This window comes from Falsirhodobacter sp. 20TX0035 (genome assembly GCF_028307215.1).
Lineage (GTDB): Bacteria > Pseudomonadota > Alphaproteobacteria > Rhodobacterales > Rhodobacteraceae > Falsirhodobacter.
Genome location: NZ_JAQMHV010000006.1, coordinates 123,209 through 148,681, shown reverse-complemented (window position 1 = coordinate 148,681; position 25,473 = coordinate 123,209). Strand labels below are relative to the sequence as shown.

The 25,473-nt window shown below is 66.7% G+C and carries 29 protein-coding genes and 1 pseudogene; 24 read left to right on the top strand and 6 right to left on the bottom strand.

What is annotated here, in order from left to right; genetic code table 11:
* Positions 1-46: 46 nt before the first annotated feature.
* The gene (locus PIJ50_RS09605; protein ID WP_271974761.1) at positions 47-319 is read right to left on the bottom strand and encodes a hypothetical protein; all 273 of its coding nucleotides are present in this window, start codon (positions 317-319) and stop codon (positions 47-49) included.
* A gap of 424 nt (positions 320-743) precedes the next feature.
* Here PIJ50_RS09605 and PIJ50_RS09600 point away from each other — a divergent pair.
* The 7 genes and pseudogenes from PIJ50_RS09600 to PIJ50_RS09570 form a co-directional block, all read left to right on the top strand.
* A pseudogene (locus PIJ50_RS09600) lies at positions 744-905 on the top strand (IS30 family transposase); the annotation flags it as partial.
* A 52-nt stretch (positions 906-957) separates the two neighbouring features.
* Entirely contained in the window at positions 958-1,857 is a 900-nt protein-coding gene (locus tag PIJ50_RS09595) for a hypothetical protein (RefSeq protein WP_271974759.1), read from the top strand.
* Positions 1,858-2,024: 167 nt separating this feature from the next.
* The gene (locus PIJ50_RS09590) at positions 2,025-2,255 is read left to right on the top strand and encodes a hypothetical protein (protein ID WP_271974757.1); all 231 of its coding nucleotides are present in this window, start codon (positions 2,025-2,027) and stop codon (positions 2,253-2,255) included.
* 513 nt (positions 2,256-2,768) lie between these two features.
* Positions 2,769-3,182, top strand: coding sequence for an SMU1112c/YaeR family gloxylase I-like metalloprotein (gene gloA2 / locus PIJ50_RS09585; RefSeq protein WP_271974755.1), 414 nt, complete (start codon positions 2,769-2,771; stop codon positions 3,180-3,182).
* A gap of 107 nt (positions 3,183-3,289) precedes the next feature.
* Entirely contained in the window at positions 3,290-5,554 is a 2,265-nt protein-coding gene (locus PIJ50_RS09580; protein WP_271974753.1) for a FepA family TonB-dependent siderophore receptor, read from the top strand.
* 95 nt (positions 5,555-5,649) lie between these two features.
* Positions 5,650-6,093 (top strand): large conductance mechanosensitive channel protein MscL, encoded by a 444-nt coding sequence (mscL, locus tag PIJ50_RS09575; RefSeq protein ID WP_271974751.1) that lies wholly within the window; start codon positions 5,650-5,652, stop codon positions 6,091-6,093.
* A 57-nt stretch (positions 6,094-6,150) separates the two neighbouring features.
* On the top strand, positions 6,151-6,609 hold the full coding sequence (locus PIJ50_RS09570; protein ID WP_271974749.1) for an Lrp/AsnC family transcriptional regulator: 459 nt from the start codon (positions 6,151-6,153) through the stop codon (positions 6,607-6,609).
* Between the two features lie 72 nt (positions 6,610-6,681).
* Here the strand turns inward: PIJ50_RS09570 and rpsU are convergent, their stop codons facing one another.
* Positions 6,682-6,888 carry a 30S ribosomal protein S21 gene (rpsU, locus tag PIJ50_RS09565; protein ID WP_128254633.1) on the bottom strand — a complete coding sequence of 69 codons (207 nt, stop codon included), beginning with the start codon at positions 6,886-6,888 and terminating at the stop codon, positions 6,682-6,684.
* 92 nt (positions 6,889-6,980) lie between these two features.
* Between rpsU and PIJ50_RS09560 the strand changes: the two genes are divergently transcribed.
* From PIJ50_RS09560 to PIJ50_RS09550, 3 genes are all read left to right on the top strand, one after another.
* Positions 6,981-7,646, top strand: a complete 666-nt coding sequence (locus PIJ50_RS09560) for a COQ9 family protein (RefSeq protein ID WP_442900725.1) — start codon at positions 6,981-6,983, stop codon at positions 7,644-7,646.
* Complete coding sequence (locus PIJ50_RS09555; protein WP_442900724.1) at positions 7,643-8,644, top strand: NAD(P)H-quinone oxidoreductase; 1,002 nt, start codon at positions 7,643-7,645, stop codon at positions 8,642-8,644. Before PIJ50_RS09560 ends, PIJ50_RS09555 begins: the two co-directional genes overlap by 4 nt.
* A gap of 144 nt (positions 8,645-8,788) precedes the next feature.
* Complete coding sequence (locus PIJ50_RS09550) at positions 8,789-9,538, top strand: DUF1013 domain-containing protein (protein ID WP_271974745.1); 750 nt, start codon at positions 8,789-8,791, stop codon at positions 9,536-9,538.
* A gap of 36 nt (positions 9,539-9,574) precedes the next feature.
* Here PIJ50_RS09550 and PIJ50_RS09545 read toward each other — a convergent pair whose 3' ends face one another.
* The 3 genes from PIJ50_RS09545 to PIJ50_RS09535 form a co-directional block, all read right to left on the bottom strand.
* On the bottom strand, positions 9,575-10,867 hold the full coding sequence (locus PIJ50_RS09545) for an MFS transporter (protein WP_271974743.1): 1,293 nt from the start codon (positions 10,865-10,867) through the stop codon (positions 9,575-9,577).
* 78 nt (positions 10,868-10,945) lie between these two features.
* Positions 10,946-11,578, bottom strand: coding sequence for a peptide-methionine (S)-S-oxide reductase MsrA (msrA, locus tag PIJ50_RS09540; RefSeq protein ID WP_271974741.1), 633 nt, complete (start codon positions 11,576-11,578; stop codon positions 10,946-10,948).
* Between the two features lie 44 nt (positions 11,579-11,622).
* Entirely contained in the window at positions 11,623-13,830 is a 2,208-nt protein-coding gene (locus PIJ50_RS09535) for a primosomal protein N' (RefSeq protein WP_271974739.1), read from the bottom strand.
* A gap of 81 nt (positions 13,831-13,911) precedes the next feature.
* Here PIJ50_RS09535 and fsa point away from each other — a divergent pair, with 81 nt between their 5' ends.
* Together fsa and PIJ50_RS09525 are read left to right on the top strand one after the other, a co-directional pair.
* Complete coding sequence (gene fsa, locus PIJ50_RS09530; RefSeq protein WP_271974737.1) at positions 13,912-14,565, top strand: fructose-6-phosphate aldolase; 654 nt, start codon at positions 13,912-13,914, stop codon at positions 14,563-14,565.
* A gap of 101 nt (positions 14,566-14,666) precedes the next feature.
* Positions 14,667-15,539: a 50S ribosomal protein L11 methyltransferase gene (locus tag PIJ50_RS09525; protein WP_271974735.1), complete on the top strand. Its 873-nt coding sequence runs from the start codon at positions 14,667-14,669 to the stop codon at positions 15,537-15,539.
* A gap of 65 nt (positions 15,540-15,604) precedes the next feature.
* On the opposite strand, the gene PIJ50_RS09520 is transcribed toward PIJ50_RS09525, so the two are convergent.
* Positions 15,605-15,787, bottom strand: coding sequence for a DUF1127 domain-containing protein (locus PIJ50_RS09520; protein WP_271974733.1), 183 nt, complete (start codon positions 15,785-15,787; stop codon positions 15,605-15,607).
* Between the two features lie 207 nt (positions 15,788-15,994).
* Between PIJ50_RS09520 and ruvC the strand changes: the two genes are divergently transcribed.
* The 12 genes from ruvC to ybgF all read left to right on the top strand — a co-directional run bounded on the left by ruvC (position 15,995) and on the right by ybgF (position 25,450).
* The gene (ruvC, locus tag PIJ50_RS09515; RefSeq protein ID WP_271974731.1) at positions 15,995-16,501 is read left to right on the top strand and encodes a crossover junction endodeoxyribonuclease RuvC; all 507 of its coding nucleotides are present in this window, start codon (positions 15,995-15,997) and stop codon (positions 16,499-16,501) included.
* Positions 16,498-17,160, top strand: coding sequence for a Holliday junction branch migration protein RuvA (ruvA, locus tag PIJ50_RS09510; protein WP_271974729.1), 663 nt, complete (start codon positions 16,498-16,500; stop codon positions 17,158-17,160). The genes ruvC and ruvA overlap by 4 nt, the downstream gene beginning before the upstream one ends.
* Positions 17,161-17,191: 31 nt before the next feature.
* Positions 17,192-18,100 (top strand): zinc metalloprotease HtpX, encoded by a 909-nt coding sequence (htpX, locus tag PIJ50_RS09505; protein ID WP_271974728.1) that lies wholly within the window; start codon positions 17,192-17,194, stop codon positions 18,098-18,100.
* A gap of 42 nt (positions 18,101-18,142) precedes the next feature.
* Positions 18,143-19,162: a Holliday junction branch migration DNA helicase RuvB gene (gene ruvB / locus PIJ50_RS09500; RefSeq protein ID WP_271974726.1), complete on the top strand. Its 1,020-nt coding sequence runs from the start codon at positions 18,143-18,145 to the stop codon at positions 19,160-19,162.
* Positions 19,159-19,722, top strand: a complete 564-nt coding sequence (locus PIJ50_RS09495) for a hypothetical protein (RefSeq protein ID WP_271974724.1) — start codon at positions 19,159-19,161, stop codon at positions 19,720-19,722. The genes ruvB and PIJ50_RS09495 overlap by 4 nt, the downstream gene beginning before the upstream one ends.
* A complete protein-coding gene (gene ybgC / locus PIJ50_RS09490; RefSeq protein WP_271974723.1) occupies positions 19,719-20,105 on the top strand; it encodes a tol-pal system-associated acyl-CoA thioesterase in 387 nt (128 codons plus the stop codon). The genes PIJ50_RS09495 and ybgC overlap by 4 nt, the downstream gene beginning before the upstream one ends.
* An 85-nt stretch (positions 20,106-20,190) precedes the next feature.
* Positions 20,191-20,886: a protein TolQ gene (gene tolQ, locus PIJ50_RS09485; RefSeq protein WP_271974721.1), complete on the top strand. Its 696-nt coding sequence runs from the start codon at positions 20,191-20,193 to the stop codon at positions 20,884-20,886.
* A 3-nt stretch (positions 20,887-20,889) separates the two neighbouring features.
* Positions 20,890-21,360 carry a protein TolR gene (gene tolR / locus PIJ50_RS09480; RefSeq protein WP_271974719.1) on the top strand — a complete coding sequence of 157 codons (471 nt, stop codon included), beginning with the start codon at positions 20,890-20,892 and terminating at the stop codon, positions 21,358-21,360.
* A gap of 13 nt (positions 21,361-21,373) precedes the next feature.
* A complete protein-coding gene (tolA, locus tag PIJ50_RS09475; RefSeq protein ID WP_271974717.1) occupies positions 21,374-22,636 on the top strand; it encodes a cell envelope integrity protein TolA in 1,263 nt (420 codons plus the stop codon).
* A gap of 42 nt (positions 22,637-22,678) precedes the next feature.
* Positions 22,679-23,995, top strand: a complete 1,317-nt coding sequence (tolB, locus tag PIJ50_RS09470; RefSeq protein WP_271974715.1) for a Tol-Pal system beta propeller repeat protein TolB — start codon at positions 22,679-22,681, stop codon at positions 23,993-23,995.
* A gap of 72 nt (positions 23,996-24,067) precedes the next feature.
* Positions 24,068-24,625: a peptidoglycan-associated lipoprotein Pal gene (gene pal, locus PIJ50_RS09465; protein ID WP_271974714.1), complete on the top strand. Its 558-nt coding sequence runs from the start codon at positions 24,068-24,070 to the stop codon at positions 24,623-24,625.
* Complete coding sequence (gene ybgF / locus PIJ50_RS09460) at positions 24,626-25,450, top strand: tol-pal system protein YbgF (RefSeq protein ID WP_271974712.1); 825 nt, start codon at positions 24,626-24,628, stop codon at positions 25,448-25,450.
* Positions 25,451-25,473: the final 23 nt, after the last annotated feature.

Genomic DNA, 25,473 nt, shown 5'->3' with positions numbered 1-25,473 from the left:
CCGACAAAACATCAGGGGGGTCAAAATTGGGCGCCGATACCCCCGTCTAAGGGGTCAAGATTGCATGCCGAAGCACAGTTTCCCACATCGGCCAGAATTCGAGCGTTTTGAGCTCAACCATCCGGTAAGGATGCAGTTGCCCGTTCGCCGCAGTCGCGAGCAGTTGCCAAGCGGTTTCGGCCGGCAGATAGGACAGGCGCTCGAAGAGGGTCGCGGTGACTAGGTCCTCGCTGCCCCGGAATAAATCGCTCCAGCGGATGTTCTTCTCGGCATCCCGGCTCAATCGGCCGGATTTGCTCTCCAGGATTGCGTTCAGCACGGTGTATCTCCATTACCCTGCGGCAATCCTTCTTGTAGGATCAACGGCATGGCAAGGAGGTTCGGATGCGGGACCTTGGACATCCAGAGAAAGCCTTAGCTCTGAACGCATGAGATTTCGCGTTTTAATTTCCGAGGGAACCCGAGCGGATTTTCGCTTGAAGCCTTTGCGCACTCTATTGCGTGCTTTTGCGCAAAGTGGACCTCTCGTGGTTTGGTGCCGCTCCTTTGGTAGCATAATATGCGGATTGCGCTGACCAGCGGGCTGACGCGACGTCTCGCTGGAGACGCCAAGACGTTTCGGCCTCCATCCCCGCCATTGATCGCTCGAATGCTGCCTCGACGATTCTAGTGACTCGTCGATTCAAGGAAGGGTTGACTCGTTCGCGTCGATGGCCCGCTCGACAACCTTGCAGATAGGGTATGGCCTGCTGCGCCAATACTTCCCGAACGGCACAGACCTATCCGTCTGCACGCAGAGCGACCTCGATGAGGTGGCCCTCCGGCTCAATACGAGGTCGCGGAAAACGCTTGGCTTCCAGACGCCGGCTGATACCTTCGATCGAGCCGTTGCCCTGACCGATTGAACCCACCTGCTCTTGTTTTGGCGACGGCTTCCAGAAAAGCTGCGATTGAGAAATGAAGCCTGAAATTTCTGAATTTTCTTATGGGTTCGCCCTAACAAATGAACTCGTTGGCTGGATTGCCCTGTCCACAGCGCCAGTCTTCCCTAGCCTGATCGAGGAGGGGAAGGCTGGCGGCGGCTATGACGTGAAGCTCGACAGGCCGGGCGTTCCCCTGTTCTTGCAGTTTAAACGATCCCATTGCATGGTCACACGAGCGGCACGCGAATACCGATCTGTCCTTGCCACAGGCGGAACATTGAACGTCCCCTATTACCGTTTCCCGATCACCGAAGCATCGACCTCGGATCAGCATGAAATGCTGTTGTCGCTTGATGACGGCTCGAATCTTGTTTTCTACGCGGCACCTCGCTTCCATCAGATACATGAGATCAATCAGGCATGGAGCCGAACAGATATTGCGCGGCGCTCGCTCTTCGTTGCGCCATCTACCATAGGTTCGCTTGACGATGAGCAGCACCACGTCGCTTTCGACGGCGCAAATACTTGGCTATGTTCGGAGCCGCGGGCGCTCGAAGTGCTGACAAGTCGGGGGCTGGAAGACCGACTGAGCAGTTACCTCGAAGAGCACGATCAGCCGCTTGGAGAACGCTTGCCCCTGTTGGTGACAGACCTGCATCAAGCAGAACGACGCGGGCTGGAGAAGGCCGAGCTGCGCCGCAGCTCGAAGGTGCCACAAGATGTACCCTTTTCTGACCGACAGTTCATCAGGGATATCGAAAGTTCTGCCTTATGGTCCGCCGAAGAATATATCGCGGCGTCCCTGCCGGAACCCGACCCTCCGGCGTCGCGCGAGCCTAAACCACTCCGCAGCGAGGCGGCCATACTGCGAGAGGCGGCCGACATAGCCGCACATGTATTCGAGGCGCAGATGATCATCGTCCAACCAAGGTAGGCTAGTGTCTAAATCCGTTTCCAGAGCGAAATGAACTGTCTTTGACTCATCGTCGATTTAAGTTCCGCGGGAGCAGCGGCGACCACAGCTGACGCGCTACAATCCAAGTGGATCGCCGCTTTGTGTTGCTGTAGCATTTCTCCACTGAGCCAAGGATGGCAGAGCCAATGCGTGTTGACCTGTGCGAATACGCCCGCAGACTTGAGTCAGCAAATTATACCAAGGAGCAAATCGATATGATAGTCGCATTTGCCCGGGAAAGTGCTGTCAGCAGCCCTATGTCAGGGGATGTTAACTTAGAGATGCGTGCCCTTGAGCGTCGGCTAGTGGTAAAGATCGGCTGTATGCTTGTATTTGGTTTCATCTACATGGGCCTGATCTTGAGTACCCAAAACTAGGTTTGGACCTATCGTTGGCGTGACCGCATCCTAGTGGGATGCTGCTGCAATGTGCCGAACCTTTTGGTAGACTGAGGACCCTGTGTATGGCGCACTTGCGTAAGCCGGAGATCAGCTTAGCGCTCATACCACCCGCCCTTAGAAAAATTAATCCCTAGATGGCTTCCTGACTTCGAATTGCGTCCTAGCAACCATACGTGCCTGTGGGTCCCATCATGTTTTTCATGGTTTCATTTAACAGCTTAGAGTGTGCACGGGCTCGCTGATCGTGTCCTCCCTGATCATTCGACCTCGCCCAGACAACCGGTCCTAATGCGGTAAGATTGCCTGACGAACGAGGTAAAAATGCTTGGTGAAAGATGCAGTGTAAGCGTGTGTTTCCAAGCGAGCAGCGGCAAACCCGTCTGCGAATCTACATCTTCAGATCTTTCGACACGCCGGCAAAGCCTTACAATGCTGTTGTTCCGGTGATATGCCGTGTCGAACCTTTTCCGTTCGCAGGGGCATCTCAGGATGAAGATCGTCGGTGTGCATCACGTTGCGATCATCTGCACCGACTACGCCCGGTCGAAGGCCTTCTACTGCGACCTTCTGGGCGCGAGGGTTGTGGCCGAAAACTTCCGCGAAGCGCGCCGCTCTTGGAAGCTCGACCTTCGTCTGCCCGACGGGACGGGACTTGAACTCTTTTCATTTCCCGATCCGCCCCCGCGACCCAACCGGCCCGAGGCCGCCGGCCTGCGCCATCTGGCCTTTGCGGTGAAGGATGTGGAGGCCGGGAAGGCCTGGCTGGAAGCGCAGGGCGTGGTGGTGGAGCCGGTGCGGATGGACGAACACACTGGATGCGCCTTCACCTTCTTCACGGATCCCGATGGCCTGCCGCTGGAGCTGTACGAAGCCGACATCCGTGACCCCACGGCATCGTCCTGACGCGGGACATCACGAAAAGGGTTGGCAGATCAAGGTTCTGTGATTAGACGGGGCCCATCGCCAGCCTTTCCGCCAGCCTTTCCCCTTTCATTCCGACAGGAGAGGTCATGGCACGGCGCGTTCCGCACACCATTTCCCACGCAATCTTGGCGCTCATGGCGTCGACGGCCCCCGTTTGGGCGCAGGAGGTTCCGGCCGATGGGCCGGAGGTCACTGTCCTCCCCCCGATCATCGTGAAAAGCTACGAGGAAGCCGTGCGTCAGGCGCTGGGCACCTCCACCATCACCGAAGAGCAGATCGAGAAGACGCCCGTCGCCAACGACATCTCCGAACTGATCCGCAAGCAGCCCGGTGTGAACCTGACCGGCGCCAGCGCCACGGGGCAACGCGGCAACCAGCGCCAGATCGACATCCGCGGCATGGGCCCGGAAAACACGCTGATCCTGATCGACGGCAAGCCGGTGCTGTCGCGCAACTCGGTCAAGATGGGGCGCGGCGGGGAACGCGACACGCGGGGCGATTCGAACTGGGTGCCCGCCGAACTGATCGACCAGATCGAGGTGATCCGCGGCCCGGCGGCGGCCCGCTATGGCTCGGGCGCCGCAGGGGGCGTGGTGAACATCATCACCAAGATGCCGACGGAGGAAAGCCTGACCGTCAGCACGCATTTCGACTTCCCCGAATCGTCGGACGAGGGCGACACGAAGCGGCTGAACCTGATCTGGTCGAAGCCGCTGAACGACCGGCTGGCTCTGCGCTTCACCGCCAACGCCAACAAGACTGACGCGGACGCCTATGACATCAATGCGGGCGCCGTGGCCGGGGAAACCTGCTACAACCGCGCCGGGGCGGTGACCGAATGCAGCGTGCCCGCGGGGAACGAAGGCGTGCGCAACCGCGACCTCAACGGCCTGCTGCGCTGGACCCCGAACGACCAGAACACGTTCGACTTCGAACTGGGCTATTCCCGCCAGGGCAACATCTTTGCCGGTGACACGCAGCTGTCGAACGGCAGCACCAGTGCCAACGCCGACTTCCTGCAATCGCTGCAGGGGACGGAGACGAACGTCCTGCGCCGCCGCACCGCCGCCCTGACCCATCGCGGCACCTACGGCTTCGGCGAATCGATGAGCTATCTGCAGTTCGAGAAGACGTCGAACACCCGCCTTCTGGAAGGCACGGCCGGGTCCGGAGAAGGGGCCATCAACGCGCTGGACTTCGGCACGGTCGATCTGCGCAACATCAGCGGCAAGACGGAATGGGTCCTGCCGGGCCAGATCTTTGGCCGGCTGGCCACCTGGACCCTGGGAAGCGAGGTGCGCTACGAACGTATCAACGACCCTGTCCTTGTCACCAGCGCGGGCGACATCGACCTTGGCGTGGGCGGCACGGCTGACAGCGCGGGGGACCGCGATCCGGTTCTGGACCAGACGCTGGTCGGCCTTTACGCCGAAGGCAACATCGAACTGTCCGACCGCCTTTCCCTTGCCCCCAGCCTGCGCGCGGACTGGAGCGAGGATTACGGCACGACCTTCAGCGGCGGGCTGAACGCCTCCTATCGCGTCACGGACAACTGGACGGTCAAGGGCGGCGTCGCGCGCGCTTTCAAGGCGCCGAACCTGTATCAGGTCAGCCCCAACTACATCTACACCACGCGCGGCAACGGATGCCCCGTGGGGGTGGAGGGGCCGTGCTACGTTCTTGGCAACGCGGATCTGGAACCCGAAACCTCGGTCAACGCGGAACTGGGCGTCGCCTATGAAAACGACTTCGGCGTGGCGGCCACGCTGACCGCGTTCCACAACAACTACCGCAACCGCATCCAGTCGGGCGACACGCTGCGGGCGCAGGCCTCCTGCGACTTCGACGAGGATCCGTCTACGGTCGACAGCGCCTGCAAGGTCTTCCAGTGGGAAAACATCCCCCGCGCCGTCATCACGGGGCTGGAGGGCAGCTTCAGCACGCCGCTGGCCGACACGCTCAGCCTGACCACGAACCTGACCTACATGATCAAGTCCGAAAACAAGGACACCGGCGACCCGCTGAGCCTTGTGCCCAAATACACCGTCAACGCCGCGCTGGAATGGGACGCCACGGACAATTGGACGATCATCCCCGCCCTGACCCATTACGGCAAGATCGAGGCCGCGCAGTTCAACGCCCTGACCGGCGCCGACGCCACGAGCACCGAGGATCGCGATCCCTACACCCTTGTGAACCTGTCCACCCGCTATGTGATGGACAACGGCGTGTCCCTGACCGGAGGGATCACGAACCTGCTGGACAAGGACGTGGACCGCACCGGCGTGGGCGCCAACACCTTCAACGAGCCCGGCCGTGCCGTTTATCTGGGGCTGAGCAAGACGTTCTGAGCATGAACCACGGGGCGCGGCGCTTTTTGCGCCGCGTCCCTCGTCATCCCGATAGTGTGCCTCATATCCGAGTCACCTAACGAAAAGGGAAGAAGATGCTTCACGAATTCCGCAAGTTCATCGCACGGGGCAATGTGCTCGACCTCGCGGTCGGCATCATCATCGGCGCCGCGTTCACCGCCATCGTCAACTCGATCGTGAAGGACCTGATCAACCCGGTGATCGGCCTGATCATCGGCGGGATCGACTTTTCGAACCTCTACTGGGTGCTGTCGGGCGACGTGGCCCCCGGCGCGAGCCTGGAGGAGGCGCGCAATTCCGGCGCCGCGATCTTCGCCTATGGCTCCTTCGTGATGGCGGTGATCAACTTCCTGATCGTGGCCTTCGTGGTGTTCCTGCTGGTCAAGGCCGTGAACAAGGTGAAGGACGCGACGCATCACAAGAAGGCGCAGGAAGAAGCCGCCGCGCCCAAGGGCCCGACGCAAGAGGAACTGCTGATCCAGATCCGCGACCTTCTGGCCCAGAAGCCGCAGGTTTGACGTTCCCATCCGGGTGGGCTTGGCGTAAGGGCGAGGCGTCAGCCAAAGGCCCCCCGGATGAAACTTGATCCCATCGACCGCCGCATCCTGTCCGTCCTGCAAAAGCAGGGGCGGATCACCAACGCCGATCTGGCCGAACGCGTGAACCTGTCCGCCTCGGCCTGTCATCGCCGGGTGCAGCGGCTGGAGGAGGAGGGCTTCATCGCCGATTACGTGGCGCTGCTGAACGCCCGCAAGATGGAACGCCCCACCGTCGTCTTTGTGGAGATCACGCTGTCGGGCCAGGCCGACGAGGTTCTGGCCGCGTTTGAGGCCGCCGTGCAGCGCATCCCCGACGTGATGGAATGCCACCTGATGGCCGGCACCGCCGATTATCTGCTGAAGGTGCTGGCCGCCGACACCGAGGATTTCGCCCGCATCCACCGCCAATCGCTGGCCCGCCTGCCGGGCGTGGCGCAGATGCATTCGTCCTTTGCGCTGAAGACGGTGTTCCGCACCACCGCCATCCCGGTGTAACGAAAAACCCCCAAGCCTGCGCCAGGGGGTTCAACGGTGGACCCGAAGGCCCCAGCTTTGGACGCGAACGTCTTAGAGGTTGCCCTCGCGCTGCGCTTTCTTGCGAGCGAGTTTACGGGCACGACGAACGGCCTCGGCTTGCTCACGCGCTTTCTTGACGGACGGTTTCTCGAAATGTTGCTTGAGCTTCATTTCGCGGAAAACGCCTTCACGCTGAAGTTTCTTCTTCAGGGCCCGAAGGGCCTGTTCGACGTTGTTGTCACGGACGCTGACCTGCATGGTGTCACCACCTTCCTAAGCTAGAGTTGCACGATTGTGCAGGCAGCGCCCATATAGAACACTATATCCCCCATGTCCACCGCAACGGAGGTATGAGCATGGAAAGCACCGAAGTGAAGAACGCCGTCATCGACGCGGCCCTGGCGCATGTCGCCTTCGACGGCTGGTCCGAGGCGACGTTGCGGGCCGCGCTGACGGATGCCGGCGTGTCGCACGGGCTGGGCCGCGCGCTGTTTCCGCGCGGCGCGGTGGATCTGGCGCTGGCCTATCACTGGCGCGGGGACGCGCGGATGGTGGACCGTGCGGCCGCGGTGTCGCTGGCCGACATGCCCTACCGCAAGCGGGTCGCCACCCTGATCCGCCTGCGGCTGGAGGAGGCGGACAAGGAGGCCGTGCGCCGCGGCTCCACCCTGTTCGCGCTGCCGCAGCATGCGGGCGACGGGGCGCGGGCCGTCTGGCACACCGCCGACACCATCTGGCGCACGCTGGGCGACACGTCGCAGGACGTGAACTGGTACACGAAGCGCGCCACCCTGTCGGGCGTCTATGCCGCGACCGTGCTGTTCTGGCTGGGCGACGACAGCACCGACCATCAGGCGACGTGGGACTTCCTGGATCGCCGGATCGAGGGGGTGATGAAGATCGAAGGGCTGAAAGCCCGCTGCGCCGCCAATCCGCTGGCGAAGCTGGCGGCCACGCCCTTGTCCTGGATCCGCGCGCCCAAGGGGCGGGACGACATGCCGGGGCGCATGTCATGATCCCTGAGGATATGCCCGAACTGATGCGCGCCGTCACCATCCGGGAACATGGCGCCCCCGAGGTTCTGACGATCGACTACGTGCCCGCGCCGGTGCCCAGCCACGGCCAGATCCTGATCCGTGTGGCCTTTGCCGGCGTGAACCGCCCCGACGCGCTGCAACGCGCGGGGCAATACGCGCCGCCGCCCGACGCCTCGCCCCTGCCGGGGCTGGAATGCGCCGGACACGTGGCGGCGGTGGGGCCGGGGGTCACCCGCTGGAAGATCGGCGATCCGGTCTGCGCGCTGCTGCCGGGCGGCGGATATGCCACCCATGTCGTGACCCAGGCCGACCACGCCCTGCCCATCCCCGAGGGGGTGAGCCTGGCCGAAGCCGCCGGCCTGCCCGAAACCTGCTTCACCGTGTGGTCCAACATGGTCATGCGCGGCGGGCTGGTCGCGGGGGAGCGGTTCCTCGTGCATGGCGGATCCTCGGGCATCGGCACGACGGCGATCCAGATCGCCGACGCGCTGGGCGCCCGCGTCTTCGCCACCGCCGGATCGGACGAGAAGTGCGAGGCCTGCGCCGATCTGGGGGCCGAGGCCGTGAACTACCGCGACAGCGACTTCGTCGAGGTGCTGCGCGCCGTGGGCGGGGCCGACGTGATCCTGGACATGGTGGGGGGCGACTATCTGCCCCGCAACCTGCGCGCGCTGGCCGATGACGGGCGTCTGGTGCAGATCGCCTTCCTGCAGGGCGCGAAGGTGGAGCTGAACATGGCCGAGGTCATGACGCGCCGCCTGACGATCACCGGATCGACGCTGCGCCCGCAGTCGACGCTGCAAAAGGCCCGGATCGCCAAGGAAGTGTATCGCCACGTCTGGCCCATGGTCGCGGCGGGCCACCTGCGCCCGGTGATGGACAGCACCTATTCCATGGACGATGCGGCCAAGGCCCATGCGCGCATGGAAAGCTCGGCCCATATCGGGAAGATCGTGCTGGAGATGCCGGGGGATTGACGCGGCCAAAGGGGCGGGGGTGCATTTTCCCTTCCCCTTCCACCGGGGTTGACCTATATACGGCGTCAATTCCCGAAAGCGAAAGTCGCGGGCCCGCCCCGCAGCCGTTTCCCGGCCCGGGAGAGATGTGTAAAGGAGCAACCCATGACGAAGCCCCTGATGGCAAAGGCGACGGCCGTCTGGCTGATCGACAACACGACGTTGTCCTTCCGCCAGATCGCCGATTTCTGCGGCATGCACGAGCTTGAGGTGCAGGGCATCGCCGACGGCGATGTCGCGACCGGCGTGAAGGGTTTCGATCCGGTGGCCAACAACCAGCTGGACCCGGCCGAGGTCGAGAAGGGCCAGAAGAACCCGCTGCACAAGCTGAAGCTGAAATACAACGCCGCGGCCCAGGGCGAGGACAAGCGTCGCGGTCCCCGCTACACGCCCCTGTCCAAACGTCAGGACCGTCCGAACGCGATCCTGTGGCTGGTGAAGTTCCACCCGGAACTGACCGACGGTCAGATCGCCAAGCTGGTCGGCACCACGAAGCCCACCATCCAGTCGATCCGCGAACGCACGCACTGGAACATCGGCTCCATGACGCCGATCGATCCGGTGGCGCTGGGCCTGTGCCGTCAAAGCGAGCTTGATTCGATCGTGCAGCAGGCGGCCCGAAAGCGCGCGGCCGAAGGCGGCGTGATGACGGATGACGAACGCCGCAAGCTGGTGTCCACCGAACAGTCGCTGGAGATGGAGGACGAGCCCCGCATGCCCTCCGACTTCGACGTGTTCACCAAGCGCGAAGAGGAGGAGGACAAGTCCTCCGTCGACTATTCGGACGCCGAAAGCTTCTTCAAACCCGCCGGAGAAACGGTGCATGACGAGGATGACGAATACGATCGTCGCTGACACAGGCGCCTGGGGGACACCCCGGGCGTTTTGCTTTCAGGTCAGGCGGGCGTTGCGCGTTTCGGTGCGGATCGTCGCCGCCGCCAGCGCCGCCAGCAGCAAAAGCCCCGCGAACAGCCCGATGGCCGCGGTGAAGCTGTAGGCCACCACCAGCCCGACCACCGAAGGCGCCGCCAGTCCGCCCAGCCGCGCCATCGCCCCCGCCGTGCCCATCCCCGTGCCGCGCAGGGCGGTCGGATAGAGTTCGGGCGTGAAGGCATAGAGCGCGCCCCATGTCCCCAGCAGCGCAAAGCTCATCAACAGCAGCGACGCGCCGATCAGCGTGGCACCGCCCGACACGGTGAACAGCAGGCATCCCGCGGCCGAGGCCAGAAGGAAGCCGATCAGCGTCGGCTTGCGCCCCCAACGCTCCACTCCGTAGGCCGCCAGCGCATAGCCCGGCAGCTGCGCCAGCGCGAGGATCACGAGGAACCCGTAGCCCCGCACGAAGCCGAAGCCTTCGGAGGCCAGCCGCCCCGGCACCCAGACGAACACCCCGTAATAGGCGACGGAGACGAGGAACCACAGCGCCGCGACCGCCACCGTCATGCGGCGCAGGTCGGGCGTGAACCCTAGGGCGGGGGGAAGGGCGAGCGTGCCGGCGGGCATAGTCTGACCGTTCACGCGCAGCACCTTGGTCAGCACCGCGCGGGCTTCGGCCTCGCGCCCGGCCTTCAGCAGGTACATGGGGGATTCGGGGATCCACAGGCGCAGCCAGATCCCGATCAGGGCGGGCAGGGCGGCAACCGCGAACATCCAGCGCCACGCCTCGGCCGCACCCATGAGGCTCGCGATCCAGGCGGTCAGGGCGATGATCAGGGTGCCGACGGCCCAGAACCCTTCCAGCCCCACCAGCCAGCGGCCGCGGTTCTTCGGCGGCAGGAATTCTGCCATCATCGCGTAATCGACGGGAAGGGTGCCCCCCACGGCCACGCCCGTCAGGAACCGCAGCGCCAGCAGGATGCCAAAGCCGGGCGCGAAGACCGACAAGAGCCCGAACACCGCATCGCAGGCCACGGTGATCAGCAGCACGCGCCGCCGCCCGATCCGGTCGGCCAGCCGCCCGAACAGCGCCGCCCCCAGGAACATCCCCAGAAAGAACAGCGTGCCGGTCTGAAGCGCCTGCGGGATCGTCAGCCCGAACGTCTTGGCCAGCGACGCGGCCGAAAAGCCGACGGCCAGCACCTGCATGGCGTCCGCCGTCCAGACCAGCCCGAAGATGCCCAGAAGCCGCCATTGGAAGCGGCCGGCGCCCCCCCGTGCCAGAACGTCGTCCACCGTGTGCCGCATCACGTCCCCCCATGTTGACGCTTTTGTTACGACACGCGGGGCAAAAGAAAAGAAAAAAGGGCCCGCAAGGGCCCCTTCTCAGATCGCGCAGGTCACGCCCGTGCCACGGAGGGCGCAATAACCGTCGGGGTTCTTGGCTAGGTACTGCTGGTGATAATCCTCAGCATAGAAGAACTCGGGCACCGGCACGATCTCGGTCGTGACGGCGCCGTAGCCCGCGGCCTTCAGGCCGGCCTCGAACTCGGCCTTCGTGGCCTTCGCCGCGGCTTCCTGTTCCGGCGTGTAGCAGTAGATGCCCGAGCGGTAGGTGGAGCCGACGTCGTTGCCCTGCCGCATCCCCTGCGTCGGGTCGTGGTTTTCCCAGAACACCTTTAGCAGGTCCTGATAGCTCACGATCTTCGGGTCGAAGATCACGCGCACCACCTCGTTGTGGCCCGTCAGCTGGGTGCAGGTTTCCTTGTAGGTCGGGTTGGGCGTGAAGCCGCCCGCATAGCCGGCCATGGTCAGCCAGACGCCCGGCACCTGCCAGAAGCGGCGTTCCACGCCCCAGAAGCAGCCCATGCCGAACATGGCCTCCTCGAACCCCTCGGGGACGGGCGATTTCAGGGGGATGCCGGACACGAAATGCGTGTCGGCCGTGGGCAGCGGCTGGGCGCGGCCGGGCAGGGCGTCTTCGGGCCGCACCATCGCGGCGGGTTTGGAAAAGAACATGGGAAACCTCCGTTCGTCGGGGCCAATATAGGAAGCCGAACGCTCTATAGGAAGCTTTGCGGATCGATGTCGATCGCCAGGCGCAGGTTGGCGGGCAGCTTCAGCTGACCCGCCCATTCGGCCAGCGCCGCCTGGAAGGGCGTGCCCCGTTCGGCCTTCACCAGAAGGCGCACGCGGTGGCGGCCCCGGACCCGCGCGATGGGTGCGGGGGCGGGGCCGTAGATCTGCGCCCCGATGGCCCGCAGCGGCCCGTCGCGCCGCGCCAGTTCGCCCGCGAAGTCAAACACCACGGCCACGTCCGGATGCGACAGGACGATGCCCGCCATCCGCCCGTAGGGGGGCGCCCCGGCCATGCGCCGCTCGGCGGCCTCGGCCCGCCAGAAGTCCTCCTCGTTTCCGGTCAGGATGGCGCGGATCACGGGATGTTCGGGCTGGTGGGTCTGCAGCAGCGCCACCCCCGGCTTGTCGGCCCGCCCCGCCCGCCCCGCGACCTGCCGCATCAGCTGGAACGTGCGTTCCGCCGCCCGCAAGTCGGACCCCTGCAGCCCCAGATCCGCATCGATCACCCCCACCAGCGTCAGCAGCGGGAAGTTGTGGCCCTTGGCCACGATCTGCGTGCCGATGATGATGTCGGCCCCCCCGGCCGCGATCGTCTCGATCGCCTCCTTCAGCGCCCGCGCGGTTCCGAACAGGTCCGAGGACAGGACCGACACCCGCGCGCCCGGGAAACGTTCGGCGACCTCCTCGGCCAGCCGCTCCACCCCCGGACCGACGGCGGCCATTTTGCCTTCCACCGAACAGGCGGGGCAGGCCTCGGGTACCGGGCGCGTCGCGCCGCACTGGTGGCAGACCAGCCGCTTCAGGAAGCGGTGTTCGACCATGCGCGCGTCACATTCGGTGCAGCCGACCTGATGCCCGCAGGCGCGACAGATGGTGACGGGGGCGTAGCCGCGCCGGTTCAGGAACAGGAGCGCCTGTTCCCCCGCCGCGATCCGCGCCTCCACCTGCCGGGCCAGCGTTTCCGAGATCCAACGGTTCGACGCCAGCTTCTCGGCCCGCATGTCGATGGCCCGCATCTCGGGCAGTTCGGCGGCGCCGAAGCGCGCGGTCAGGTCCAGCCGCCGATACTTGCCGCTGTCGGCGTTCACCCACGTCTCCAGCGCGGGCGTGGCCGAGGCCAGCACCACCTGCGCCCCGCAGATCGACGCCCGCAGCACCGCCATGTCGCGAGCGTTGTAGAGCACCCCCTCCTCCTGCTTGTAGGAGGTGTCGTGCTCCTCATCCACGACGATCAGGCCCAGTTCGCGGAAGGGCAGGAACAGGGCCGACCGCGCGCCCACGACCAGCTGCGCCTCGCCCACCCCGATCATGCGCCACAACCGGCGGCGTTCGGTGGAGGTGACGCCCGAATGCCATTCGGCGGGCTTCGCGCCGAACCGCGCCTCCACCCGGTCGAGGAACCCGGCCGTGAGCGCGATCTCGGGCAGCAGGACCAGCGCCTGACGCCCTTGGCGCAGACATTCGGCCACGGCTTCCAGATAGACCTCGGTCTTGCCCGATCCGGTCACGCCCTTCAGCAGGGTGGTGCCGTAATCGCCCGTGGCCACGGCGGCGGCCAGCGCGGCGGCGGCCTCGGCCTGACCGTCGGACAGGTCCTTGGACGGCAGGTTCGGGTTCAGGCGCGGATAGGGCAGGTCGCGGGGGGCGTCCTCCTCGGCCAGAACGCCGGCTTTCACAAGGCCCTTGATGACGGCGGTGGAGACGCCGGCCTCGGCCGCCAGCTCGCCGGCCGTGACCCAGGCGCCGCCAAAGGTGTCCAGCGCGTCCATGACCCGCAGCCGGGCCTCGGTTTCCCGCGCAGGTTCCCGTCCCGTGGCGCGCAGGACGCGGCGGGTGGCGGGGCCCGCGCCCAGATCGGGCGCGCGGGTGGCCAGACGCAGCATCTGGGGCAGGGGGGTCAGGGTGTAGTCGGCGGCGCGTTGCAGGAAGGTCCGCATCTCGTCCCGCAGGGGGGCGGCGTCCAGCACCCGGGTCACGGGGCGCACGCGGTGGATGTCGAAGTTGCCCTCGCCCTTGCCCCAGACGCAGCCCAGAACCCGGCGCGGGCCCAGAGGCACCTCCACCAGATCGCCGGCGGTGCAGCCGCCGGCGGGCGCCTTGTAATCCAGCGGGCGGCCCAGCGGTTCGGTCGTCAGGACGCCGACCAGATCGCCTTCGGCAAACCGTTCCGACACGCGCACTCCCTTTCCCATGCCCTCCGCTTGCGCTATCACGGGGGCGGCCTCGGGGGAAACCCCGCACATCCCACCCGCATTCATCCAAGGAACGGCTTCATGAAATTCTTCGTCGATACCGCGGACGTCGCGTCCATCCAGGAACTGAACGACCTGAACCTGGTCGACGGCGTGACCACCAACCCGTCGCTGATCCTGAAATCGGGCCGCGACATCCTGGAAGTCACGAAAGAGATCTGCTCGATCGTGTCCGGCCCCGTGTCGGCCGAGGTCGTGGCGCTGAAGGCGGACGACATGATCGCCGAAGGCCGCAAGCTGGCCGAGATCGCGTCGAACATCGCCGTGAAGGTGCCGCTGACCCATGACGGCCTGAAATGCTGCAAGGTGCTGTCGGACGAAGGCTTCATGGTCAACGTCACGCTGTGCTTCACCGCCAACCAGGCGCTGCTGGCGGCGAAGGCCGGCGCGACCTTCATCAGCCCCTTCATCGGCCGCCTCGATGACATGAACCTCGACGGGCTGGAGCTGATCTCGGACATCCGCACGATCTACGACAACTACGACTTCACGACGCAGATCCTCGCCGCGTCGGTTCGCAACGCCAACCACGTGTCGCAATGCGCGCTGATCGGCGCCGACGTGATCACCGCGCCACCCGCCGTGATCAAGGGTCTGGCCAGCCACCCGCTGACCGACAAGGGGCTTGAGACGTTCATGGCCGACTGGGCCAAGACCGGCCAGAAGATCGTGTAAGGACAACCGCGCGGCGCCGGCCCCCCGCAAGGGGAGGTGCGTCGCCGCGTGGGCCGTCCCAAGGGGACGGCGGGCGGAAACGCTGATGGAGTGAGAAGACCATGCCCACCTACACCGCATTGACCACCCTGCCGGGCGAGGACGCCGCCGAAGCCCTGGCCGAAGCCATCGAGCGGATGGAGCCGGAGCCTTCGGGCGTCGGCGTGTTCGAGATCGAGGACGGTTCGGGCCTGTGGGAAGTGGGCGCCTATTTCCTGGACGCCCCCGACACGGTGACGCTGGAACTGCTGCGCACGGCCTTCGGCGCCGCGCCCTTCGTGGTGTCCGAGGTGCCCGAGGTGGACTGGGTCGCACACGTGCGGCGCGAACTGGCACCCGTGGATGCGGGCCGCTTCTTCGTCTTCGGTTCGCACGATGCGGGCAAGGTGCCCGCCGGTCGCGTGCCCCTGCAGATCGAGGCGACGGTGGCCTTCGGCACGGGCCATCACGGCACGACGCTGGGCTGTTTGCGCGCGCTGGACCGCCTGCTGAACGAAAGTGCGAGTTTTGCCAACGTGGCCGACATCGGCTGCGGCACGGCGGTGCTGGCGATGGCGGCGGCCAAGGAACTGCCCGAGGCGCGCATCCTCGCCTCCGACATCGACGAGGTGGCGGTGGACGTCGCCCGCGCCAATGTGGAGATCAACGATCTGGCCGGGCGCGTCGCCTGCATGGAAGCGGCGGGCTTTGCCCATCCCGATATCCAGTCCGCCGCGCCCTTCGACCTGATCTTCGCCAACATCCTGAAAGGGCCGCTAGTCGAACTGGCGCCCGACATGGCGCGGAACGCAGCGCAAGGCGGGGTCGTCATCCTGTCGGGGCTGTTGGTCGTTCAGGCCGAATCTATCTTGGCCGCCTATGAAGCGCAGGGCTTCGCCTTGGTCCACCGCGAGGATCTGGGCGAGTGGTCCGCCCTGACGATGCGCAAGGCCTGAAAAAGGCAAAGGCCGCGTCGGGTGTCCCCGTGCGGCCTGTCCTTCGGTCGGTGGACGCGAAAGCGTCAGATGCGGTCGATGTCGCCGCGGGTCAGTCCGATATCATCCAGTTCACGGTCCGACAGCTTGTTCAGCGCGTTGCGCGTGACGCGGGTGTCGTTCCAGTCACGGATCGCCTGGAAGAAGGCGGCGAAGGGCGACGTCTGGGTACCGATCGACGCGCGGGGGGTCGTCTCGATAACGGCCATGGGGTTCAGTCCTTTTCACAAACGGATCATTTCTGCAGCACCCTTGCTGCATGGACGTCAAATAGTCGGGCAGCCCGCGCACGGCAACGCGCGGGATCGCATCCCCGTGATGCAGGAAACGCATGGCTCGCGTCGCGAAAGCGTCATGCGGCGAGTGACAGATGTTCGCGCTTCGTGCTATCCCGTTGAAAACAGACAGGAGGCGGCATGCGCGTGTTGGGAATCGACCCGGGCCTGAGGAACATGGGCTGGGGCGTCATCGACGTCGCGGGCATGCGCATCACCCATGTAGCGAACGGTGTCTGCCATTCGGTGGGCGACGATCTGGCCCGCCGCCTGTGTTCGCTGCATGCCCAGTTGACCGACGTGGTCGCCCGCTATGCCCCCGAAACGGCGGCGGTGGAACATACCTTCGTCAACAAGGACGCCGCCGGCACGCTGAAGCTGGGGCAGGCGCGGGGGATCGCCCTGTTGGTGCCCGCCCAAGCGGGGCTTGAGGTGGGGGAATACGCCCCCAACGCCGTGAAGAAGACGGTGGTGGGCGTGGGCCACGCGGCCAAGCAGCAGATAGACCACATGGTGCGCCTGCACCTGCCGGGCGTGGTGATCGCGGGGCCGGACGCCGCCGACGCGCTGGCCGTGGCCATCTGCCATTCGCATCACGTGCAAAGCGCCGGCCGGCTTCAGGCGGCACTGGCGAGGGCGATGGCATGATCGGTCGCATCGCCGGACGGCTGGAATACCGTGCCACCGACCACGTGCTGATCGACGTGCGCGGGGTCGGATACCTCGTCTACGTGTCGGACCGGACGCTCGCCTCCCTTCCCGGTCCGGGGGAGGCGGTGGCCTTGTACACCGAGCTTCTGGTGCGGGAGGACATCCTGCAGCTGTTCGGCTTCCCCACGCTGGTGGAAAAGGAATGGCACCGCCTTCTGATGACGGTGCAGGGCGTGGGCGCGCGGGCGTCGATGGCGATCCTTGGCGCGCTGGGGGCCGAGGGCGTGTCGCGATCCATCGCGCTGGGCGACGCGCGGTCCATCCAGGCCGCGCCCGGCGTCGGCCCCAAGATCGCGCAGCGCGTCGTGCTGGAGCTGAAGTCGAAGGCCCCGTCGGTCATGGCCATGGGCCGGGTGGATCTGGACGATCCGGTGCTGGAGGAGGAGCCCGCCCCCGGGCCTGCGCTCAAACGTCGCGCCGCGCCGAAGCCTTCGAACGTGGCGAACACGGCGGACGCGCTCTCCGCCCTCGCCAATCTGGGCTATGCCCCGGCGGACGCGGCCTCGGCCGTGATGCAGACCGCGGCCGAAACGCCGGACGCCGACACCACCACCCTGATCCGCCTGTCCCTGCGGCGTCTTGCCCCCAAGGAGTGAACGGCCCATATCCGCGAAAACGGAGGTGACCATGGGTTACGCGAAGACCGCCATCCTGATGGCCGCGATGACGGCGCTGTTTCTGGGCGTCGGCGCGCTTCTGGGCGGGCGCGGCGGGATGATGATCGCGCTGGTGATCGCCCTCGGGATGAACGCGCTCAGCTACTGGAACTCCGACAGGGCGGTGCTGCGGATGCACAACGCCCGGCAGGTGGATGAACGCACGGCGCCCGAATTCTACCGTCTTGTGGCGGGGCTGGCCGCGAATGCGGGGCTGCCCATGCCGCGGGTCTTCGTGATCGACACCGACCAGCCCAACGCCTTCGCCACCGGCCGCAACCCGCAGAACGCCGCCGTGGCCGCGACCACCGGCCTTCTGCAACGCCTGACGACCGAGGAACTGGCTGGCGTGATGGCCCATGAACTGGCGCACGTGAAGAATCACGACACGCTGACCATGACGATCACCGCGACCTTTGCCGGCGCCATCTCGATGCTCGCGAACTTCGCGATGTTCTTTGGCAACCGCGACCGGCCGGGCGGGATCTTCGGCACGTTGGCGCTGATGATCCTCGCGCCCTTGGCCGCGGCGCTGGTGCAGATGGCGATCTCGCGTTCCCGAGAGTACGAGGCCGACCGGATGGGGGCGGAGATCTGCGGCCATCCGCTGTGGCTGGCCGGCGCCCTGCAGAAGATCGAGGCGTTCGCCCTGCGGATCGACAACCCGGCGGCCGAGCGCAATCCGGCCACCGCGCACATGTTCATCATCAACCCGCTGCACGCCTTTGCGCATGACAAGCTGTTTTCGACCCACCCGAAGACCGCGAACCGCGTAGCGGCGCTTCAGGCGATGGCGGCCAGCGGGCCTACTGCGCCGATGGCGGCGCCCACCAGCGTGCCGCGCGTTCCGCCCACCAAACCCCGCGGCCCCTGGGGCTGATCGGGGCTTGCGGCCCCCCCCGCGTTCCGCGATTGTTCGCGCATGAGCGAGCCCGATCCCACCCTGCGCCCCGAGCGTCTGCCCGAAGACCATGACCGCGCCCTGCGCCCGCAGGGGCTGGAGGAGTTCATCGGCCAGGCCGAGGCGCGCGCCAACCTGCGCGTCTTCATCGAATCGGCCAAGATGCGCGGCGAGGCGATGGACCACACCCTGTTCCACGGGCCGCCCGGCTTGGGCAAGACGACGCTGGCGCAGATCATGGCGCGGGAACTGGGCGTCGGATTCCGCATGACCTCGGGCCCCGTCCTGGCGAAGCCCGGCGATCTGGCGGCGATCCTGACCAACCTCGAACCCCGGGACGTGCTGTTCATCGACGAGATCCACCGCCTCAGCCCGGTGGTGGAGGAAGTGCTTTATCCCGCGCTGGAGGATTTCGCGCTGGATCTGGTGATCGGGGAGGGGCCGGCCGCGCGGACCGTGCGGATCGACCTGCAACCCTTCACGCTGGTGGGCGCCACAACCCGTCTGGGCCTGCTGACCACGCCCCTGCGCGACCGCTTCGGCATCCCGACCCGTCTGCAATTCTACACGATCGAGGAGTTGGACCTGATCGTGTCGCGGGGCGCGCGGATGCTGGGCATCGCCACCGAGCCCGACGGCACGCGCGAGATCGCCCGCCGCGCCCGTGGCACCCCCCGCATCGCCGGCCGCCTGCTGCGCCGTGTGGTGGACTTCGCGCTGGTGGAAGGCGACGGAAAGATCACCCGCGACATCGCCGACAACGCGCTGCTGCGGCTGGGCGTGGACGATCTGGGCCTTGACGGGGCCGACCGCCGATACCTTCTGCTGCTGGCCGAAAACTACGGCGGGGGCCCGGTGGGCGTGGAAACCATCGCCGCCGCCCTGTCCGAAGCGCGCGACGCGGTGGAGGAGGTCATCGAACCCTATCTTCTGCAGCAGGGGCTGATCCAGCGAACGCCGCGCGGGCGGATGCTGGCGCAGAAGGCCTGGCAGCACATCGGCATCGCCCCCCCACGTGGACAACCCGACCTTTTCACATGACACCCGACGACATCCTTCCGCTGTTCACCCATCCCGACGGCTTTCGTTGCGCCCGCTGGGGCCGCCCCATCGTGCCCATCGTCTTCGGGGTGGAGGAAGACACGCTTCAACTGGTGAAGGGCGCGATCGAGGCGGTGGTCGCCACCGCCGGCCACCGCATGGCCGAGCATGATCCCGAGCTGGGCGCGAACCTGATGGTGTTCTTCGTGCGCGACTGGGCCGACCTCGCCGCCGTGCCGGACCTGCACCACCTTCTGCCCGATCCGGGTGCCTTGACGGGGGATGTGGCGCGCCTGTTCCGCTTCGACGCCTCGGGCGCGATCACGCTGGGCCTGTTGTGCCTGCGGATGGGCGGGGCGCTGGCCGACGCACCGGCCGAGCCGCTGCTGCTGGACCAGGCCGCGCGGATGATGCTGACTTGGGCCGGGGATCCCGTACTGGTGCGCGATGGCGTGTTGCGGGCCGACATCGCGGCCCTGCTGCGCGCCGCCTACGATCCGATCCTGCCCGCGCGGGCCGAGGATGCGAGCCACGCCCTGCGGCTGGCCGCCCGCACATGACCCACCGCTTTTCCACCCGCGTGTATTACGAGGACACGGATCTGGGCGGGATCGTCTATCACGCGAACTACCTGAAGTTCATCGAACGGGCGCGCAGTGAATGGGTCGAAAGCCTTGGCCTTGACCAGAACGCGATGCGCGCGGCAGGGCAGGTCTTCGCCGTCACCCGGATCGAGGCGGACTTCCTGCGGCCCGCTCGCCTGGGCGACCGGCTGGAGGTGGAAACGACCGTGGCCGCGGTCACCCCCGCCCGCGCCACGTTGCACCAGCGCGTGACGCTGGACGGCCAGCCCCTGTTCCGCGCCGTGGTGGTGCTGGCGTGCCTGTCGGGATCGCGCCCCGTGCGCCTTCCCGACGCGCTGCGGCGAGCTGTCGCCGGATGACGAGTTCGTGTTGGCATTCCCCCTGCAAAGAAGATAGAATCGCCGCTAAGAGGCCATAAGGGCCCCATTCGGACGAGCAGGCATAATGGAAACGCAAACTCTGGCCGCGGCGCACGAGATCGACTTCTCGATGCTCTCGCTTTTCGCACGCGCAACGCTGACCGTGAAACTGGTCATGATCGTTCTGATGATCATGTCGGTCTGGTCCTGGGCCATCATCATTCAGAAGCACATCGCCTTCAAGCTGGCCCGCCGCGAGGCGACGGTCTTCGACCGCGCCTTCTGGTCCGGAGAGCCGCTGGACGAGCTGTTCGAGAAGACCGGATCGCAGCCCGACGGCGCGTCCGAGAAGATCTTCGCCGCCGGCATGATGGAATGGCGTCGCAGCCACCGGCAGGACGGCCGGCTGATCGCGGGCGCGCAGTCGCGCATCGACCGGTCCATGGACGTCGCCATCAACAAGGAGGCCGAGCACATGCAGAAGGGCCTCGGCGTGCTGGCGACCGTGGGCTCCATCTCTCCGTTCATCGGGCTGTTCGGCACGATCGTCGGGATCACCAACTCGTTCGAGCAGATCGCCATCAGCCAGAACACCAACCTGGCCGTCGTCGCCCCCGGCATCGCCGAGGCGCTGCTGGCCACCGGCATCGGCCTGATCGCGGCCATCCCGGCGGTGATCTTCTACAACAAGCTGAACACCGACAGCGAACGCATCCTTGGCGGGTACGAGGCGTTCTCGGACGAATTCTCCACCATCCTTTCGCGCCAGTTGGACGCCTGATCCATGGCCGGAGGGGTGATGCGCAGTGCAGGCGGCGGTCGCCGCGGTGGACGCCGCCGGCGGCGGGGCGGGGCCCCCATGTCCGAGATCAACATCACGCCCTTCGTGGACGTGATGCTGGTGCTTCTGATCATCTTCATGGTGGCCGCGCCCATGCTGACGGTGGGCGTGCCGGTGGAACTTCCGAACACCGCCGCCAGCGCCCTGCCGACCGAGCAGGAGGAGCCGCTGGCGATCACCGTCACCGGCGACAACCGCCTGATGATCCAGCAGTCCGAGGTGCCGGAGGCCGAGCTGATCCCCCGCCTGACCGCCATCGCGGCCGAGCGGGAGAACCGCAAGATCTTCCTGCGCGCCGACGGTGCTGTGGCCTATGAGCGCGTGGCCCAGATCATGGGCGCGCTGAACGCGGCGGGCTTCAACAGCATCGGCCTCGTCACCGACAGCGACGGACCGACCTTCGGTGGAAACTAAGGGTATCTCGTTCATGAGAACGGGCGTCATCATCTCGACCGCCGGCCACGTGCTGCTGATCCTGTGGCTGCTGTTCGGCGGGCTGTTCCAGTCCGAACCGCCACCGCCCATGGCGGTGACGGACGTGTCCATCATGTCGAACGCCGAGTTCAACGAGATGGTCGCCGAAACCGAGAGCCAGAGCGAGGAGGCGGCCGAACCCGCACCGACTCCGCCGCCTTCCACCCCGCCGCGGAGCCGTCCGGCCCCCGCGCCCGAACCCGAGCCGGCCCCCGAACCCACGCCGGAGCCCGAGCCGGCCCCGGCGCCCGCGCCCGCCCCGGCACCGGCGCCGGCCCCCGCCGCGCCGGAGGTGGCGCCCACGCCCGTGCCCGAAACGCCGCAGCCGCAGGCCGTGCTGCCGCCCGCACCCGTGGAACAGCCGCAGCTGCCGCCCTACGAAAGCCCGCGCCCGCGCCAGGCCCCCCGCGTCGCGCCGACCCCGGCCCCCGCACCGTCCCCGCGCGCCGAGGTGGCCGAAACGCCGACCCCCGCCGTGACGGAGGAGCCGACACCGACGCCCACGCCGGAGCCGGAACCCAAGCCCGAACAGGCCCCGCCCGAAGCCACGACCGAGGTCGTGCCCGAGGCGCAGCCGCAAGCGAACCTCGCCCCCGCCGGCAGCCCGCGTCCGCGCGATCGTCCGCAGCGCCCGGCCGCCCCCGCGCAGGCCGAACGCCCGACGCAGCAGGCCGAGGCGGACACCGACACCCCGGCCGAAAAGCCCGCGACGCCCGCGGCGAAACCGGCCACGCCCGCGCCTAAACCGGCGACCAAGCCCGCGACGCCGGCCGCCAAGCCCGCGGCCCCCGCCGAGACGGAAAGCGAAAGCGACGCCGTGAACGACGCGCTGGCCGAGGCGCTGGGCAGCGGTGCCGCCGAAACGCCCGCCCGTCCGTCCACGCCGTCCGGCCCGCCGATGACGTCGGGCGAAAAGGACACGCTGCGGGTGGCGGTGCAGCAGTGCTGGAACGTCGGATCGCTGTCGACCGAAGCGCTGCAAAGCACGGTGACCGTCGGCTTCTCCGTGTCGCAAAGCGGCGTGCCGGATTCAGGCTCGGTCAAGATGGTCGGCTTTGAGGGCGGATCGGACGCCGGCGCGCGTCAGGCCTATGAGGCCGCGCGTCGCGCGATCATCCGCTGCGGCGCAAAGGGCTTCCCCCTGCCGCCGGAAAAATACGACCAGTGGCAGAATATCGAGATTGTCTTCAACCCGGCGAACATGCGCGTGAAGTGACCTGACGCGCAGGCCGCCTATACTATCGGAAAACGCCAGAGGATGAGAATGTTCAGAACCCTCACCACCGCCGCCGCGCTTGCGCTTTCCCTGTTCGGGGGCGTGGCCCATGCCCAGCAGGGCCCCCTCCGGATCGAGATCACCGAAGGCGTGATCGAGCCGCTGCCCTTCGCCCTGCCGACCTTTTCGGGCGGCGGGCAGGTGGCGGGCGACATCAGCCGCCTGATCGCGGCCGATTTGTCGGGCACCGGCCTCTTCCGCGAGATCCCGTCTTCGGCCTTCATCTCCAACGTGGCGAGCTTCGACGCGCCCGTGGCCTACAACGACTGGAAGGCGATCAACGCGCAGGCGCTGATCACCGGCAACGTCATCCAGCAGGGCAACCGCATCACGGTGCAGTTCCGCCTGTTCGACGTCTTCTCGGGGCAGCCGCTGGGCGATGGCCTGCAATTCGCGGGCACCACGGACACCTGGCGCCGCATGGCCCACAAGGTGGCCGACGCCGTCTACAGCCGCATCACGGGCGAGGGCCCGTATTTCGACAGCCGCGTGGTGCACGTGCTGGAAAGCGGCCCGAAGGACCGCCGTGTGAAGCGTCTGGCGATCATGGACTATGACGGGGCGAACACCCAGTACCTGACCACCGGGTCGGACCTCGTGCTGGCGCCGCGCTTCAGCCCGAAGGGCAACCAGATCCTCTACACCTCCTACCAGTCGGGTTTCCCGCGCATCTACCTGCTGAACACCGCGAACATGCAGACGCGCGGTCTGGACCAGCAGCCGGGCACGATGACCTTCGCGCCCCGCTTCTCGCCCGACGGGCGGACGGTGGTGTTCAGCCTTGAACAGGGCGGCAACTCCGACATCTACACGCTGGACACGCAAAGCGGGCAGCGTCGCCAGCTCACGAACTCCCCCTCGATCGAGACGGGGCCCAGCTTCTCTCCGGACGGGCGGCAGATCGTGTTCGAAAGCGACCGTTCGGGCGAATCGCAGATCTACGTCATGTCCGCCGGCGGCGGCGAGGCGCGCCGCATCTCGGCCGGATCGGGGCGCTACAACACGCCCGTCTGGTCGCCGCGCGGCGACATGATCGCCTTCACCAAGCAGTCCGAGGGCCGCTTCCACATTGGCGTGATGCGCACCGATGGCTCGGAAGAGCGTCTCTTGACCTCCTCGTTCCTGGACGAGGGCCCGACCTGGGCGCCGAACGGCCGCGTGCTGATGTTCACCCGTGAAAGCGCGGGCGCGAGCGGGGAGCCCGCGCTTTATTCGGTCGACATCTCGGGGCGCAACCTGAAGCGCGTGCCGACGCAGGGCGGGGCGTCCGATCCCGACTGGTCGCCGCTGCTGCCGTAACCTCCGGCGCGCCCGTTGGACGGGCGGCCGAAACCTGCTATCCTGACGGACATACAACAAGAGGACGTGTCGATGAGCTTTCTTCCCAAGGCGCTGATGCTGGTCGCCGTGCTGGGCGTGGCCGCCTGCAACAACCCCAACCGCTTCGGCGCCGGCGGCGCGGGCGCCGGTGCGGATGGCGCCTATGGTGCCAACGGCGCCTACGGGCAGGGTGGCGTCGGCAGCGTCGGCACGTCGGGTCTGGGCGATCCGAACGATCCCAACAGCCAGGCCTATTTCAGCCAGCGCGTCGGCGACCGCATCCTGTTCAACTACGACCAGGCTACGCTGAACGACGAAGGCCGCCAGGTTCTGGCCGGTCAGGCGCAGTGGCTGAACAGCCATCCGGGCTATGCCATCATCGTCGAAGGTCATGCCGACGAAAAGGGCACGCGCGAATACAACCTCGCGCTTGGCGCCCGTCGCGCGTCGTCGGCGCAGGACTTCCTGATCTCGCAGGGGGTGGCGCCCAGCCGCATCCGCACCGTGTCTTACGGCAAGGAACGCCCGGCGGCGACCTGCTCGGAAGAGTCGTGCTACGCCCAGAACCGCCGCGCGGTGACGGTGCTGCAAGCGGGCGCGGGGGCGTAAATGCGCTTCGCCCTGATCCTGACGCTGGCGCTGCTGCCCGTCTCTGCGTTCGCGCAGGATCGGGCGCAGTCGCTGGCCGACATCCAAGCGGAACTGAGCCAGCTTGAAGCGCAGTTCAACAGCCTGAAGCGCGAACTGGTCAGCACCGGCGCGATCAACAGCGGAGCCGCGGGCGGCTCCGCGCTTCAACGGCTCGACACGATCGAGGCGTCGATCCAGCGCCTCACCGGCCGGACCGAGGAGGTGGAGCTTCGGCTGAACCGCGTCGTCCAGCAGGGCACGAACCAGCTGGGCGACCTGCAGTTCCGGGTCACGGAACTGGAAGGCGGCGATGTCGGTGCGATCCCTCCGCAGGCCACGCTGGGCGGCGAGGCCGACACGGCCCCTTCCGCCCCGGCCCCTTCCGCCCCGGCCGCCGCCGCGGGCACCACATCGCAGCTTGCCGTGCAGGAACAGGCGGACTTTGACCGGGCCAAGGGGGTGCTCGGTCAGGGTGACTTTCAAGCCGCCGCTGACCAGCTTGAGGCCTTTGCCCAGACCTACACGGGCGGCCCCCTGACCTATGAGGCGCTGTATCTGCGCGGCGAAGCGCTGAGCCAGCTGAACCGCACGCAGGACGCGGCGCGTTCCTATCTCGACGCGTTTTCGGGCGATCCGGAAGGGCCGCGGGCGGCGGACGCCTTGCTGCGCGTGGGCCAGCGTCTGGGCGATCTGGGCCAGACGCAGCAGGCCTGCGTCACGTTGGCCGAGGTGGGCAACCGCTTCGCCGGCAGCAACGCCGCGACCGAGGCGCAGACCTCTGCCACGGGGCTTGGCTGCAACTGATGCCGCAGGCGCGGTTTCTGACA

Bases quoted from the DNA above. Each gene is read 5' to 3' on its own strand.
- pal (WP_271974714.1), top strand. From the start codon at position 24,068: ATGAGCTTTCTTCCCAAGGCGCTGATGCTGGTCGCCGTGCTGGGCGTG.
- PIJ50_RS09560 (WP_442900725.1), top strand. From the start codon at position 6,981: ATGAGCATGGAAAGCACCGAAGTGAAGAACGCCGTCATCGACGCGGCC.
- PIJ50_RS09570 (WP_271974749.1), top strand. From the start codon at position 6,151: ATGAAACTTGATCCCATCGACCGCCGCATCCTGTCCGTCCTGCAAAAG.
- PIJ50_RS09590 (WP_271974757.1), top strand. From the start codon at position 2,025: ATGCGTGTTGACCTGTGCGAATACGCCCGCAGACTTGAGTCAGCAAAT.
- ruvA (WP_271974729.1), top strand. From the start codon at position 16,498: ATGATCGGTCGCATCGCCGGACGGCTGGAATACCGTGCCACCGACCAC.
- PIJ50_RS09580 (WP_271974753.1), top strand. From the start codon at position 3,290: ATGGCACGGCGCGTTCCGCACACCATTTCCCACGCAATCTTGGCGCTC.
- mscL (WP_271974751.1), top strand. From the start codon at position 5,650: ATGCTTCACGAATTCCGCAAGTTCATCGCACGGGGCAATGTGCTCGAC.
- PIJ50_RS09520 (WP_271974733.1), bottom strand. From the start codon at position 15,787: ATGGCCGTTATCGAGACGACCCCCCGCGCGTCGATCGGTACCCAGACG.
- tolQ (WP_271974721.1), top strand. From the start codon at position 20,191: ATGGAAACGCAAACTCTGGCCGCGGCGCACGAGATCGACTTCTCGATG.
- tolA (WP_271974717.1), top strand. From the start codon at position 21,374: ATGAGAACGGGCGTCATCATCTCGACCGCCGGCCACGTGCTGCTGATC.
- ybgF (WP_271974712.1), top strand. From the start codon at position 24,626: ATGCGCTTCGCCCTGATCCTGACGCTGGCGCTGCTGCCCGTCTCTGCG.
- htpX (WP_271974728.1), top strand. From the start codon at position 17,192: ATGGGTTACGCGAAGACCGCCATCCTGATGGCCGCGATGACGGCGCTG.
- tolB (WP_271974715.1), top strand. From the start codon at position 22,679: ATGAGAATGTTCAGAACCCTCACCACCGCCGCCGCGCTTGCGCTTTCC.
- PIJ50_RS09595 (WP_271974759.1), top strand. From the start codon at position 958: ATGAAGCCTGAAATTTCTGAATTTTCTTATGGGTTCGCCCTAACAAAT.
- tolR (WP_271974719.1), top strand. From the start codon at position 20,890: ATGGCCGGAGGGGTGATGCGCAGTGCAGGCGGCGGTCGCCGCGGTGGA.
- fsa (WP_271974737.1), top strand. From the start codon at position 13,912: ATGAAATTCTTCGTCGATACCGCGGACGTCGCGTCCATCCAGGAACTG.
- ruvB (WP_271974726.1), top strand. From the start codon at position 18,143: ATGAGCGAGCCCGATCCCACCCTGCGCCCCGAGCGTCTGCCCGAAGAC.
- msrA (WP_271974741.1), bottom strand. From the start codon at position 11,578: ATGTTCTTTTCCAAACCCGCCGCGATGGTGCGGCCCGAAGACGCCCTG.
- gloA2 (WP_271974755.1), top strand. From the start codon at position 2,769: ATGAAGATCGTCGGTGTGCATCACGTTGCGATCATCTGCACCGACTAC.
- PIJ50_RS09555 (WP_442900724.1), top strand. From the start codon at position 7,643: ATGATCCCTGAGGATATGCCCGAACTGATGCGCGCCGTCACCATCCGG.
- rpsU (WP_128254633.1), bottom strand. From the start codon at position 6,888: ATGCAGGTCAGCGTCCGTGACAACAACGTCGAACAGGCCCTTCGGGCC.
- PIJ50_RS09550 (WP_271974745.1), top strand. From the start codon at position 8,789: ATGACGAAGCCCCTGATGGCAAAGGCGACGGCCGTCTGGCTGATCGAC.
- ruvC (WP_271974731.1), top strand. From the start codon at position 15,995: ATGCGCGTGTTGGGAATCGACCCGGGCCTGAGGAACATGGGCTGGGGC.
- PIJ50_RS09495 (WP_271974724.1), top strand. From the start codon at position 19,159: ATGACACCCGACGACATCCTTCCGCTGTTCACCCATCCCGACGGCTTT.
- ybgC (WP_271974723.1), top strand. From the start codon at position 19,719: ATGACCCACCGCTTTTCCACCCGCGTGTATTACGAGGACACGGATCTG.
- PIJ50_RS09535 (WP_271974739.1), bottom strand. From the start codon at position 13,830: ATGGGAAAGGGAGTGCGCGTGTCGGAACGGTTTGCCGAAGGCGATCTG.
- PIJ50_RS09525 (WP_271974735.1), top strand. From the start codon at position 14,667: ATGCCCACCTACACCGCATTGACCACCCTGCCGGGCGAGGACGCCGCC.
- PIJ50_RS09545 (WP_271974743.1), bottom strand. From the start codon at position 10,867: ATGCGGCACACGGTGGACGACGTTCTGGCACGGGGGGGCGCCGGCCGC.